10 protein-coding genes are annotated in these 14,081 nt (G+C 39.5%); 7 read left to right on the top strand and 3 right to left on the bottom strand.

The features are described from left to right. Positions 1–105 precede the first annotated feature (105 nt). The 3 genes from clpX to tig form a co-directional block, all read right to left on the bottom strand. Entirely contained in the window at positions 106–1,416 is a 1,311-nt protein-coding gene (clpX, locus tag AC5YDM_RS05745; protein ID WP_496151154.1) for an ATP-dependent protease ATP-binding subunit ClpX, read from the bottom strand. A 36-nt stretch (positions 1,417–1,452) separates the two neighbouring features. Continuing rightward, on the bottom strand, positions 1,453–2,064 hold the full coding sequence (clpP, locus tag AC5YDM_RS05740) for an ATP-dependent Clp endopeptidase proteolytic subunit ClpP (RefSeq protein ID WP_496151153.1): 612 nt from the start codon (positions 2,062–2,064) through the stop codon (positions 1,453–1,455). A gap of 192 nt (positions 2,065–2,256) precedes the next feature. After that, entirely contained in the window at positions 2,257–3,591 is a 1,335-nt protein-coding gene (gene tig / locus AC5YDM_RS05735; protein WP_496151152.1) for a trigger factor, read from the bottom strand. A 262-nt stretch (positions 3,592–3,853) separates the two neighbouring features. On the opposite strand from tig, the gene AC5YDM_RS05730 reads away from it, so the two are divergent. The 7 genes from AC5YDM_RS05730 to AC5YDM_RS05700 all read left to right on the top strand — a co-directional run bounded on the left by AC5YDM_RS05730 (position 3,854) and on the right by AC5YDM_RS05700 (position 14,021). Further along, complete coding sequence (locus AC5YDM_RS05730; RefSeq protein WP_496151151.1) at positions 3,854–5,989, top strand: TonB-dependent receptor domain-containing protein; 2,136 nt, start codon at positions 3,854–3,856, stop codon at positions 5,987–5,989. Positions 5,990–6,293: 304 nt separating this feature from the next. Beyond that, the gene (locus AC5YDM_RS05725; RefSeq protein WP_496151150.1) at positions 6,294–8,618 is read left to right on the top strand and encodes a TonB-dependent receptor; all 2,325 of its coding nucleotides are present in this window, start codon (positions 6,294–6,296) and stop codon (positions 8,616–8,618) included. 126 nt (positions 8,619–8,744) lie between these two features. Next, the gene (locus AC5YDM_RS05720; RefSeq protein ID WP_496151149.1) at positions 8,745–9,428 is read left to right on the top strand and encodes a Fe2+-dependent dioxygenase; all 684 of its coding nucleotides are present in this window, start codon (positions 8,745–8,747) and stop codon (positions 9,426–9,428) included. Between the two features lie 454 nt (positions 9,429–9,882). Continuing rightward, entirely contained in the window at positions 9,883–11,580 is a 1,698-nt protein-coding gene (gene leuA / locus AC5YDM_RS05715) for a 2-isopropylmalate synthase (RefSeq protein ID WP_496151148.1), read from the top strand. 100 nt (positions 11,581–11,680) lie between these two features. Beyond that, positions 11,681–12,841, top strand: a complete 1,161-nt coding sequence (metX, locus tag AC5YDM_RS05710; protein ID WP_496151147.1) for a homoserine O-succinyltransferase MetX — start codon at positions 11,681–11,683, stop codon at positions 12,839–12,841. Further along, on the top strand, positions 12,841–13,434 hold the full coding sequence (metW, locus tag AC5YDM_RS05705; protein WP_496151146.1) for a methionine biosynthesis protein MetW: 594 nt from the start codon (positions 12,841–12,843) through the stop codon (positions 13,432–13,434). Before metX ends, metW begins: the two co-directional genes overlap by 1 nt. Beyond that, the gene (locus AC5YDM_RS05700; RefSeq protein WP_496151145.1) at positions 13,431–14,021 is read left to right on the top strand and encodes a tetratricopeptide repeat protein; all 591 of its coding nucleotides are present in this window, start codon (positions 13,431–13,433) and stop codon (positions 14,019–14,021) included. The genes metW and AC5YDM_RS05700 overlap by 4 nt, the downstream gene beginning before the upstream one ends. Positions 14,022–14,081: the final 60 nt, after the last annotated feature.

Genomic DNA, 14,081 nt, shown 5'->3' with positions numbered 1-14,081 from the left:
AGCTTAACATTTAGACTCGAGATAAAAAATAAAAAAGGTGGAAAACGTCGCACTTTTTCCACCTTTCAGATGAAATACATTTGATCCTTAGATCATAAACAGCACTTATGCTGATTTACTGTCTAAAATTTTCAAATCTACTTTTTCTTCAACAACTTGTTCAGTCTTAGGTTGACGCTCTGCTTTGTATTCAGGTTCTGCGTTATCATTGATAACTGCATCATTAATAACAACAGTCCCGATATCAGTACGACTTGGCAGGTCATACATGGTTTCAAGCAGTACATTTTCCAAAATTGAACGCAAGCCACGAGCACCTGTATTACGCTCTAATGCCTTCTTCGCAATGGCACGCAATGCAGAGTCTTCAAACACCAAATCAACATCTTCCATTTCGAAAAGGTATTGATATTGACGTGTTAATGCATTTTTAGGCTCAGTCAGAATCTGCATCAACGCTTCTTCATCCAACTCTTCAAGCGTTGCGATTACAGGCAAACGACCAATGAATTCTGGAATCAAACCAAATTTCACTAAGTCTGCAGCTTCAACTTGACGGAACAATTCTGATACTTTCTTGGTATCGTCTTTGCTCTTCACATCAGCTGTGAAACCAATACCGCCTTTCTCTTGACGCTGTTGTACTACACGCTCAAGACCTGAGAATGCACCACCACAAATGAACAGGATATTCGAAGTATCAATTTGAATGAACTCTTGTTGCGGATGCTTACGACCACCTTGTGGTGGAATAGATGCAACCGTACCTTCGATCATTTTAAGCAACGCTTGCTGAACACCCTCACCTGACACATCACGTGTAATAGAAGGGTTTTCAGACTTACGTGTGATCTTGTCGATCTCATCGATATAGATAATGCCTTTTTGAGCTTTCTCTACATCATAATCTGCTTTTTGCAGTAACTTTTGAACGATGTTTTCAACGTCTTCACCTACATAACCAGCTTCAGTTAATGTAGTTGCATCCGCCATCGCAAAAGGCACATCAAGTAGACGAGCAAGTGTTTGTGCAAGTAAGGTTTTACCTGAACCTGTTGGTCCAATCAGCAAAATATTACTTTTCGCAAGCTCTACACGCTCTTCTGATTTATTTTCAGATTGAGTCACTTTCAGACGTTTGTAATGGTTATATACCGCAACAGAAAGCGTTTTCTTTGCAGTATCTTGACCAATCACATACTGATCGAGTGCAGCACGAATTTCATGTGGTTTAGGAAGTGGACGCGTTGCCCACTCACCTGTTTCAACTTGTTGACTCGTCTGAACCAAATCTAAGCATACATCTACGCATTCATTACAAATGTAAGCGTCCTCGCCTGCAATGAGCTTACCCACTTCAGACTGCGTTTTACCGCAAAATGAACAATGCTTTTGTCCTTGAGGATTTTCAGACATTTTCACTCCAAATTTCTTAATCTATGCTTTTAAAGCTTAATTTTGTGGACGTTTTGACAGAACTTCATCAACCAAACCGTATTCTTTCGCAGCTTGAGCTGTCATGAAATTATCACGATCTGTATCACGTGCAACAGTTTCATAGTCTTGACCGCTGTGTTCTGCCATCAAACGGTTTAAACGTTCTTTGATGAAAATAATCTCACGTGCATGGATTTCAATATCAGATGCTTGACCACGGAAACCACCTAGTGGCTGGTGAATCATCACACGAGCATTTTCCAAGCAATAACGCTTACCTTTAGCGCCGGCATTTAATAGGAATGCACCCATTGATGCTGCTTGCCCCATACAGTAAGTCACCACATCTGGTTTGATAAATTGCATGGTATCGTAAATTGCCATACCTGCAGTCACAGATCCACCTGGTGAGTTGATATATAAATGAATATCTTTTTCAGGATTTTCAGCTTCTAAAAATAACATTTGCGCGACAATCAAATTCGCCATGTTATCTTCAACTTCACCTGTTAGAAAAATCACACGTTCACGTAAAAGACGTGAAAAAATATCGAAAGAACGCTCGCCACGAGAAGACTGTTCAACCACCATTGGCACGAGTGCGTTATCAATTTGTGGAACATACATACGTTATTTATTCCTGAATTCTTGTTACTCAACACATAATCACAATATGAGGGATAATGAGTGAAAATGCAAAATATTCCCCATTAATTATCAGAATTATTTTGCATATACTATGTGATTAAAGGACATCTTATCGATCATCAAGATATAAAAAAAGGCGCTTGTTAGCGCCTTTTTCACAACGAAGAGGAATTAACCTTGTTGTTGACGAGCTTGTTGCTCTTTTAACAATTCTTCATAGCTTACAGTTGTATCAGATACTTTAGCTGAAGCTAAAATGAAATCAACAACCTGATCTTCTAACACAACGCCTTCGATTTGAGCACGTTGCTTTTCATCATTTTTGAAGTATTCGATCACTTCAGTTGGATCTTCGTAAGAAGAAGCCATATCTTCGATGTACGCTTCAACACGAGTCGCGTCAACTTCAAGCTTAGCATCAGTTAATACTTTGCTTACTAGCACGCCTAATTTAACTGATTTTTCAGCTTGTTCTTTGAACAATTCATCTGGAAGCATGCTTGAATCAAATGCTTTAGCACCTTGAGCACCAAACTGTTGAGTGAACTGTTGAATCATTTGTTGACGTTGACGGTCAATTTCTTGAGACAACATAGATTCTGGAACTTCGATTTCATTTGCAGCTACAAGCGCATCAAAAGTTGCACCTTTCACTTGGTTACGAAGACCATTTTTCACTTCACGTTCCATGTTTTTACGAACGTCAGCTTTTAATTTCTCAACGCCTTCTTCTTCAGTTAGACCGAAGATTTTAAGGAATTCAGCATCAATTTCTGGAAGTTTTTGCTTTTCAACAAGTTTCACAGTGATTTTGAATTGAGCAGCTTTACCTGCTAAGTTTTCAGCTTGGTAGTCTTCTGGGAAAGTTACATCAATAACTTTCTCTTCGCCTTTCTTCATACCAACGATGCCGTCTTCGAAGCCAGGGATCATACGACCTGAACCAAGTACCAGTTTGAAGTCTTCAGAAGAACCGCCTTCAAATTTTTCGCCATCAACTGAACCTTCGAAATCGAAAGTAACTTGCATGTCTTTTTTAGCCATGCCTTTAGTTTCAGCCCAACCTGCACGTTGCTTTTGAAGATTTTCGATCATTTGATCCACATCTTTATCGCCAACTTCAGCAGTTTTACGTTCTACTTCTAAACCTTCGAACTTAACTTCAACTTCTGGATAAACTTCAACAGTCGCTTCAAATACTAGAGTGTCGTCTTTGTTTTCAACTTTATCAATGTTTGGCATACCAACAGCATTGATTTTTTCTTGTTGAATCGCTTGGAATACTGAGTCACGAATAACATCATTCACAACTTCGTTGTAGATACCAGCACCGTACTCACGACGTACAACGTCTAGTGGCACTTTACCTGGACGGAAGCCGTTGATCTTAACAGTTTTAGATGTGCGTTTTAAACGAGCTTCAAACTGCTCATTCACACGGCTCGTCGGTACAGTTACAGTTAAACGACGGGCAACGCCCGAAACCGCTTCAGAAGTTACTTGCATGGCTTCCTCGATATAGAAATAGTGATTGCAATTTTTTAAGTGCCACATTATATGACAACAATCAAAGATATACAAAATACCTTTTTTTAACCACTGTTTTATTAGCTTTGAGCCTGATTAGCCATAAAATAAGTTTCTTATTCTATTCATACTTAGTTAATTTTGTATTATTTTTATTGCAAATGATAAACTTTATCATTAATATTTGCATCAAATTTAATCAGCTCTCTCAAAGCTTACTCATACCTTTAGGATCGAATCTATGAGTCATTTCAAGTTGCAGCCTCTAACACTTGCTCTTTTAGCAGTGACAAGTACTTCTGTTATTGCCAATACAACAGAATCAGAAGTAAAAAATGCACAACAGCTTTCTACAATTGTTGTTTCTGCGGCAGGTTTTGAACAAGATATTAAAAATGCACCTGCTTCGATTAGTGTTGTTACAACAGAAGATATTGAAAAGAAAAATGCGACCAGCATTGCAGATCTTTTAGCTGATGTTCCAGGTATTGATGTCAGAAACGGAGTTGGTAAAACTGGTGGCTTGAACGTCAGCATGCGAGGGATGAAAGCTGATGACACGATGATTCTAATTGATGGTCGTCGCCAAACAACTGCTTCTGAAAATATTATGCCAAATGGCTTTGCAGAAGCATCTACTAGTTTTATGCCTCCACTTTCGGCAATTGAGAGAATTGAAGTTATTCGTGGTCCGATGTCTACACTATATGGTGCAGATGCTATGGGCGGTGTCATTAATATCATCACCAAAAAAGTAAGTGATGAATGGAATGGTAATATAACCATCAGCGGCAATCTGATGGAAGATAAAAGTGAGTCTGACTCATGGAAAACCAGTTTTCTTCTCAATGGCCCAATTGTTAGTGAGAAAGTAGGCCTACAACTTCGTGGTAGCTATTATGACCGTAACCGCTCTGAGCGAATTAATGATGGTACAAGCCGAGATCCACGCCCGACAGAGGCTGAAAACTATGATCTTGGTGGAAAGTTAACCTTCAACCTTAACGATGAAAATTCACTCTGGTTAGATAGCTTCACATCAAAGCAAAGCTACTCAAATGATGATAATCGCTTGGGTAACAAGGATACTCCTGCAAAAGCAAATGGCTATAAAGATGAGTTAGAGTTTTCACGTACACAATTTGCTATAGGTCATGATGGTGACTATGACTTTGGTGTATGGAAATCATATGTAAGTCATTCCGAAACCGAAACTGATGGTCGTACTTTGCCAACTGAAGCTTTTCCTAAAGGCAGTATTAATCCACTGATTGGTACTGACCGTACTTTAAAAAGTACAGACTTAATTGCAGACAGTCATATCATTTCAGAAATTGGTGCACATAAGCTAACGCTTGGGGCAGAATTTAAAAAAATGGAAATTGAAGACAATATTGCTGAACATATTACTGGTAAAAATACCTTTGATAAAAACTCTTGGTCAATTTACGCTGAAGACGAATGGCGTCTTACAGAAAGTTTAGGACTGACATTTGGTGGACGCTACGAAGACCATTCAGGCTTTGGCGGTCATTTTAGCCCGCGCGCATACTTAGTATGGAATACCAATGATATCCTCACCATCAAAGGTGGAGTAAGCACAGGTTATAAAGCGCCAACACCTAAAGACCTTGAAAATGGTTTAGTCGATATGAGTGGCCAAGGTTCAACTTATATCTTTGGCAATCCCGATTTAAAGCCTGAAACGTCTACAAACTACGAGCTTGGTTTCAACCTTCAACCTACTGATCAAATCAACTTTACAGCAACTGGTTTTTACAATCAGATTGAAGACGCGATTATTAGTAATGATCTTTCTGGACAAGCGATTTGTCCTGTTGCCGACTGTTCACAAGATATAAATGCTCAAGAAGCGAAAGTTTACGGCGTAGAAACTTCACTTCAATATAACGTTTTACCTGAATGGGATATTAAAGCGTCTTATACCTATACGAAAAGTGAAGTCACCGATGGTGAAAATGAAGGGTTGTACTACAACAACAATCCACGTGATGCCTTTAACTTAACATCCACTTGGCATGTGAACCCTGATCTTGATCTATGGTTGCAACACGAATACAAATCTAGTCGTACTCGCTTCACAAGCACACCGACTTCTGGCGATAACTTAGAAATTTACAAGATGTACGGTAACCAATTTGCAGGATATAACCTGTTTAACTTTGGCGCTAGTTATACGATGAATGACCAAGTACGTGTCAATATGGCTGTAAATAATTTATTGGATAAAGACTTTACAGAAAATACGACTTTAAATGATGTTACAGGCTATAAATACCTTTCTACTGGCCGTAGTACAACAGGTACATACCTACCTGGACGCAATTACTGGTTATCAATTTCTTACGATTTCTAATTAAACAAGTTAGAGCTTTTAAAACCCTGCTTCGGTAGGGTTTTTTATTTTCTCATTTAATAAATTACTAAACAAAAAATCCTTTTAAATCCATATTAAAAATAGCCATACAAAATCATCAAAACAATGCTTTTTCCTATATGTAGGAAATTCATTCACTTAAATATATTCTGTTACACCATTACATTCATAGAAACTTTTCATTTAAGACAAAGAATCGAGATTACCAATATCCCTCTCAACAAATATCAAATAAGAATCATTATTATTCTGATCCTCTTCTCTCGATAACTTCAGGTTCGAAATGGACTTTATCAAAACTCGTAAAAAAATCGTTTCTTCCGCGATTGTTACCTCCTTAACAGCCATTTCTGGACATACGATTGCACAAGATCAAGTAACCCAACTGGACACCATTAAAAGCCAAGCTCAAACCGAAAAAAGTTTAAAAGTAAACCAATCTTCTAATAAAAAATTTGTTGCCCCCCTGCTCGATACCCCTAAATCCGTTTCTGTTATTTCAAAACAACTTATTCAAGACACTCAAGTAACGACACTAAGCGATGCATTACGTAGTGTTCCTGGGATTACGCTTGGTGCAGGTGAAGGTGGCAACCCAAATGGTGACCGTCCATTTATTCGGGGTTATAACTCTGAAAGTTCGATGTATGTTGATGGCATTCGTAATGCAACTTCACAAAACCGTGAAATGTTTGCCGTAGAACAAGTTGAAGTGACCAAAGGTTCTGCTTCTGCAATGGGTGGTGCGGGTACTTCTGGTGGTAGCATCAACATGATTTCTAAAGTTGCCAAATCAGGTGACTTTTTAGAAGGTTCAGTTGCAGGTGGTACTGATGCTTACGCACGTATCACTTTAGATGGCAACAAAGATTTCGGAAATGGTGTTGCTGCGCGTGTCGCAGTACTGGGCCATCAAAATGAAAAAGCAGGCCAAAAAGATGGTGCTGAATATAAACGTGCAGGTATTGCACCAAGTATTAGTTTTGGTTTAGACACCCCTACTCGTGCCACGCTAGCTTATTACTATTTAAAAACAGATGACATTCCAGATTCAGGTGTGCCGTATAACAATCCTTTTTCGAAGCCAAGCAAAGCAACAGACCCTGATTACACTAGTTTAAATGGCAATGGAAAACCGATTGATGTTGAACAAGGGGTTTACTATGGTTGGAAAGATCGTGATTTCCAAAAACAAGAAAATCAATCAGGTACGATTAAATTAGAACATGATTTAACAGAAAACCTGACTATTTCAAATACTGCCGTTTATAACAAATCTAAAAATGATTATCTGTGGACCAATCCAGATGATTCAAAAGGGAATATCTACGACAAGGTTTCAGGAGCATTAACAGGTAATGTTTGGGCTCGTGCTAACTCTCGTATAGCAGACACGGATACATTTACCGATCAGCTTGCATTAACAGGAAAGCTGAATACGGGTAATTTAAAACACAGTTTTAATCTAGGCGCTGAATATTCAAATCAAGAAACTGATCGCACGCAATACATCATCAATGGTAAAGATGCGACAGGCACAGCATATGCATGTTCTAGTGCTACAAGTTCAATAGGTCCAGGCTGTATTGCTGTAAACAATCCAAATCAATATCCGTTTACAGGTACATTAAGCACTCAAGGCGCTGACCAATACAATATTGAGTCTAAGTCTACTTCGGTCTACTTCCTAGATAGCATTGAATTCAATCCACAATGGATACTTGATCTAGGCGTACGTTGGGATAAATTTGAAACCGACCAAGTCATGACTTATGGTGCATTAAATTCAAATGTGACAAGTAATAAAGTTCAAGCAGGCGACACGCTTAAACTTGACAGCGATACAGACTTTTTCAACTACCAAGCAGGCTTAACGTTCAAACCTGTTGAAAATGGTTCAATTTATGCAAGCTTTGCAACATCTGCCAACCCTGTCGGTGTAGATGGTGGTGATGGTTCAGAAGGTATTGGTGCTCCAGGGCGTAATACAACAGAAGAACAAGCACGTGCTATGAACAACCTGAAGCCTGAAGAAGTAAAAACTTATGAAATCGGGACAAAATGGGATGTATTGAACGATAAATTAAACCTAACCGCTGCAATCTTCCGCACTGAAAAAGAAAATACCCGTGCTGTTACGACTGATGGCTTTACCCGCAATATCGGTGAAACCAGTGTTGATGGTCTTGAGCTGGGCGTGAACGGTAACATTAACGAGAAATGGGCAGTTTCAGCGGGATATACCTATTTAGACAGTGAATTGGTTGATGATGGTCCAAAAGAAACAAATGAAGGTAATCAAGTTCAAAACGTTGCTAAAAACTCTGCAACACTTTGGACAACTTATGCATTAACTCCGACATTTACCTTAGGCGCAGGTGCAGTGGCGATGGATAAAGTTTATGGAAATGCTGCAAATACCAAATTTGTTCCAGGCTATGTTCGCTATGATGCAATGGCACGTTACAACGTGAATAAGAATGTTGATCTACAACTTAATGTAAACAACCTCTCAGATGTACGTTATTTTAATAAAGCGTATTCTTCTCACTATGCAACAGAAGCTGAAGGTCGTAGTGCTGTACTTTCTGCAAACTTTAAATTCTAAAGTTTAAAGTCAAACTACAAAGCTAAAAGCAAAACCATAATATATTTATGGTTTTGCTTGAATAGCCTCAAATTTGAGGCTAGTTTTATCTTAAATAAATGACAAACCATTGAAAGGCTGTAGATCGTGATTCATCATATTCCGAATGTCCTGACCAAAGAACAAGTTCAATATTTCCGTCATGAAATGGATCAGGTCTCTTGGATCAATGGTAAAGTCACCGCAGGCACACTTTCTGCGAACGTCAAACAAAACCAACAATTACCCGAAGATCATCCGCTTACGCAACATTTAAGTACGATTATTTTGGAATCGCTCGGGCAACACCCTCTATTTTTATCTGCCGCTATTCCACTCGATATCATTCCGCCTCTTTTCAATCGCTACGAACAACAAGAATCATTCGGCTTTCATGTCGATAATTCGATTCGACGTATTCGGGGCACCAATGAAAGGCTTCGTACTGACTTATCGTGCACTGTATTTTTAAGTGAACCTGAGGAATATGACGGTGGTGATTTGGTCATTGAGGACACTTATGGGTATCACGAAGTCAAACTCCCTGCAGGCGATATGATTCTCTACCCATCAACCAGCTTACATGAAGTCACTGCAGTGACCGCTGGCTGTCGCATTGCTTCATTCTTTTGGGTGCAAAGCATGATTCGGGATGAAGCCAATCGTCATATGCTGTTTAACCTCGATCAAAGCATTCAAAATTTACGAATAGAATTAGGTGATCAACATCAAGAAGTCATGAAATTGACCAATCTCTACCATAACCTCATGCGTAAATGGGCGGAGTTATAATCGCCATATTTTCAATTATCTTGAAATTCGATATTCTTGATTGCTGCAATTTTTGGATTCCAGTTTAGTTCTGTGATCTGTCAACTAAACTTACTTAAATCTCTTTCGTCGTTTCTTGGTAGATTAGATCAAATTAGAAAATTAATGGCATACACATTACAAATCTGAAAAATATTTTCACATCTGTATTTATATAAGAAAATCTTTATTGTTATACGACTAAAATCCATAGAAATAGGGAAAACATTTCGAAGGATCTCGATTAAACTTTAAGTTATAGATTTACAAGGTTTTGAGAATATATCGAGTCAGTAAATACAAAAATATTTTACGAATTCATATATTTATTTATATAAGACCCTTGTGAAAAACATATATAGACACAATCTATTTAGTAGAACGATTGCCTTTTATAAAAGAGTTGAGCAATCCACCCTACGCAAGGAGTTACCTCATGATGTTGGCTGATCCAAGTAAAAAATATCGTCGCATGTATCAACGTGTTGACTTGCCAGACCGTCAATGGCCGAATAATGAAATCAATAAAGCGCCGATTTGGATGAGTACCGACCTCCGTGATGGTAACCAAGCGATTTTTGAACCGATGGATATCGATCAAAAATTCAAAATGTTCCAAATGTTGGTAAAGATTGGTTTTAAACATATTGAAATTGGCTTTCCTTCTGCATCTCAAGTGGATTTCGATTTCACACGTAAATTGATTGAAGAAAATCACATTCCTGATGATGTTTATATTGAAGTATTGGTTCAAGCACGTGATCATTTGATTCAACGTACGTTTGAATCTTTGGCGGGTGCAAAACGTGCCATCGTGCATATTTACAACTCAAACTCTCCAACATTCCGCCAAAAAGTATTGAATGTAGATGTGGCAGGTGCGAAAAAACTAGCCATCAATGCTGCTGAGAAAGTCAAAGAATATGCTGCTCAATATCCTGAGACAGACTGGATTTTCCAGTACAGCCCTGAATGTTTTACTGCCACTGAATTAGAAGTTGCGAAAGACGTTTGTGATGCTGTGACTGAAATTTGGGAAGCATCTCCGACCAATAAAGTGATTTTAAACTTGCCTGCAACGGTTGAAGTTTCAGGCCCACACGTGTATGCCGATCAAATTGAATGGATGCACCGTAATATTCAACGTCGTGATGGTGTGATCATTTCTGTTCACTGTCACAATGACCGTGGCTGTGGTATTGCTGCTTCTGAGTTGGCAATCATGGCGGGTGCTGACCGTGTCGAAGGTTGTGTGTTTGGTAATGGTGAACGTACAGGTAACGTCGACGTTGCAGCAATTGCCTTGAACATGTACACCCAAGGTGTTGCTCCTGAATTAGATTTCTCGAACATCAACGAAATCATTGCAACGATTGAAGAGTGCACAGGCTTGCCTGTACACCCTCGCCATCCATACGCAGGTGATTTGGTCTTCACAGCATTCTCAGGTTCACACCAAGATGCGATCAAAAAAGGTTTCGAGTTCCAAAAGAACGAAGAAATTTGGGATATGCCTTACTTACCAATCGATCCTAAAGATTTAGGACGTGATTATGACGCGGTAATTCGTGTGAACTCACAATCAGGTAAAGGCGGTATCGCTTATTTGTTAGAATCGAACTACAACGTCGTTTTACCACGTCGTTTACAAATCGAATTCTCACAAGTGGTTCAGCAAGTTGCAGATGACGAAGGCGTTGAAGTGTCAGCTCAACAAATTTGGGATCTATTCAAAACCACTTATGTTGAAGCAAAAGATACCCATTATTCTGCGAAAAACTATCGTTTATCCGATGAAAATGGTAATCAAGTCATTGAGCTTGAAATGGATTTAGATGGCCAAATCCAACAACTTCGTGGTGAAGGAAATGGCCCGATCTCTGCCATCTTAGACGCACTTCAGTTACCAATTGATGTTGTGAACTATGAAGAGCGTAGCATCGGTTCAGGTGCAAATGCAAAAGCATTGGCATTGATTGAACTTCAAGTGAAAGGTACAGGCAAATCTGTATTTGGTGCAGGCATCCATGACAACATCGTGACCTCTTCAATCGAAGCGATTCTTGCAAGTACCAACCGTTTGATCGATCAAGGTTTGTTAAGTGCTGATCAAGTGATTGCTGCTGCAGTATAAGTTTTCACACTATCAATTAACATTAAAATGACTTTAGAAGGATACCCTCAAGTGGTATCCTTTTACTATTCAATATAAAGATTTAAGGCGAATTGCTCCGGTGTCTTTTCCAGCTGATTCAGTGGGTATCGTTACCCCAGAAAAATTCCAATTTGAAGAACCTCTCTCCTTAGAATGTGGACGTATTCTTCCTCGCTTTGAGTTGATGGTCGAAACTTACGGTACTTTAAACGCCGATAAATCCAATGCGATTCTGATTTGTCATGCATTGTCAGGTCATCACCATGCCGCAGGTTATCATCATGAAGATGATAAAAAAGCCGGTTGGTGGGATGCATGTATCGGTCCAAACAAAGCGATTGATACCTCTAAATTCTTCGTGGTCGCATTGAATAATATCGGTGGCTGCAATGGCTCAACAGGTCCAACATCTCCGAACCCTGAAAATGAAAACCGCCCTTATGGTCCAGACTTCCCACTTGTCACTGTTCGTGACTGGGTGAAGACTCAAGCGATGCTTTCGGATCGTTTGGGTATTGATGTTTGGTATTCGGTGATTGGTGGATCATTGGGTGGGATGCAAGCTTTACAATGGTCGGTAGATTACCCTGATCGCTTAAAAAATTGTGTCATCATCGCCAGTGCGCCAAAGCTTTCCGCGCAGAACATTGCGTTTAACGAAGTAGCACGTCAGTCGATTTTATCTGATCCTGATTTCCATCATGGTCGTTACTTAGAGCAAGATAGCTATCCTAAACGTGGCTTAATCTTGGCACGTATGGTAGGTCATATCACCTATCTGTCTGAAGAAGCGATGAAACAAAAATTTGGTCGTGACTTAAAGTCTGGCAAATTTATGTATGGTTTCGATGTCGAATTTCAGGTTGAGAGCTATTTGCGCTATCAAGGTGAACAATTTAGCCGTAACTTCGATGCCAATACGTATTTGATCATGACCAAGGCATTGGACTATTTCGATCCTTCACGTGAATATGAGTTATCACTCAATAAAGCGATGATGAATACCAAGTGTCGTTTCTTAGTCGTTTCATTTACCACGGATTGGCGTTTTACGCCGCAACGTTCTCAAGAGATTGTTGATTCATTGATTACGTGTCAAAAGCCTGTCAGCTATATTGATGTCGATGCGGAACAAGGTCACGACTCGTTCTTATTCCCTATCCCATTGTATGTCAAAACATTAAGAGCTTTCTTGGGTGGCCCTGACCATCTTGCTTCAACACCTAAGGAGACTGTGTAATGCGTATTGATCAACAATTGGCAGATAAATGGATCAAACCGGGTTCAAGCGTGCTCGACCTCGGTTGTGGTGATGGCGAATTGTTATCACAAATGGGCAAAAAACACCAAATTCGTGCTTACGGCCTCGAAATTGATCAGGAAAAGATTGCAATTGCCGTCAGTCGCGGGTTAAATATCATCCAACAAGACTTAAACCTTGGTTTGGGACGCTTTGCCGACCAGTCTTTTGACTATGTCGTTATGGCACAAGCTTTGCAAGCTGTTGATGCGCCTGATGTTCTTTTAAGAGACATGGTGCGTGTAGGTAAACAAGCGATTATTACCTTTCCCAACTTTGCACATTGGAAGACCCGTTCTTTCTTAGCTTTGAAAGGAAAGATGCCTGTTTCGGAAGCATTACCGTATATGTGGTATAACACACCAAATATCCACTTATGCACATTTAAAGATTTTGAAGCACTCTGTGCTGAAAATCAGATAAAAATTATTGATCGACTTGCCGTAAATGGTGATCAACAAGGCACTATGCTGAGTAAGCATTTGCCTAATTTGTTCGGTGAAGTCGCTATATATAGAGTGAGCGCTATATGAAAAATTTCTTCTTAGGTAGTACATTATTTTTGGGGATGCTGAGTGTTCAAGCTCATGCTGATTATGTACCTCAACAACAATCAACATCTGCTCTTGCAGCGCAATATGCCCACATGAATGTGGCAGATCTACAAAAAGCAGCAAAAGCAGGTCAAGCTGCTGCTCAGTTTTACTTAGCAACCCATTATCAAAAAGGTACGACAGTTGCTAAAGATGCGAAGCAAGCATTTACTTGGTTTAAAGCAGCTGCTGACCAAGGTATTGCTGCAGCTCAGCTAAATGTGGGTCGTATGCTCGCAGACGGTACAGGTACTGCTAAAAATGAAACTTTAGCGCGTTCATATTTTGAGAAAGCAGCAAGTCATGGTGATAACCGTGCCAGCTTCAATCTTGCCATGATGGAAGAGAAGAAGAAAAACTATATGGGTGCATACCAATGGTATGAACTCTCTACTCGTGATGGCATGTTAGACAACCGTGTTGTGAATATGTCTGAAACCAAGAAAACAGCCTTGGCTGCAAACTTGACGCCAGATCAAATTCGTACTGCGCGTGACCGTGCAGATCAATGGATTCAAGCACAGTAATCACAATAAAAAAGCACCTTCGGGTGCTTTTTTAAAATCTGTCTAAAGTAAAAATTTAGT

It is taken from the genome of Acinetobacter sp. CY81 (assembly GCF_059515925.1).
The sequence above is the reverse complement of the archived record's forward strand: the minus strand, read 5'-3'. Positions and strand labels throughout refer to the sequence as shown.

What these genes read in the sequence shown, in the direction of transcription:
- clpX (WP_496151154.1), bottom strand. Translation starts at nt 1,416, where the DNA reads ATGTCTGAAAATCCTCAAGGACAAAAGCATTGTTCATTTTGCGGTAAA.
- clpP (WP_496151153.1), bottom strand. Translation starts at nt 2,064, where the DNA reads ATGTATGTTCCACAAATTGATAACGCACTCGTGCCAATGGTGGTTGAA.
- tig (WP_496151152.1), bottom strand. Translation starts at nt 3,591, where the DNA reads ATGCAAGTAACTTCTGAAGCGGTTTCGGGCGTTGCCCGTCGTTTAACT.
- AC5YDM_RS05730 (WP_496151151.1), top strand. Translation starts at nt 3,854, where the DNA reads ATGAGTCATTTCAAGTTGCAGCCTCTAACACTTGCTCTTTTAGCAGTG.
- AC5YDM_RS05725 (WP_496151150.1), top strand. Translation starts at nt 6,294, where the DNA reads ATGGACTTTATCAAAACTCGTAAAAAAATCGTTTCTTCCGCGATTGTT.
- leuA (WP_496151148.1), top strand. Translation starts at nt 9,883, where the DNA reads ATGATGTTGGCTGATCCAAGTAAAAAATATCGTCGCATGTATCAACGT.
- metW (WP_496151146.1), top strand. Translation starts at nt 12,841, where the DNA reads ATGCGTATTGATCAACAATTGGCAGATAAATGGATCAAACCGGGTTCA.
- AC5YDM_RS05700 (WP_496151145.1), top strand. Translation starts at nt 13,431, where the DNA reads ATGAAAAATTTCTTCTTAGGTAGTACATTATTTTTGGGGATGCTGAGT.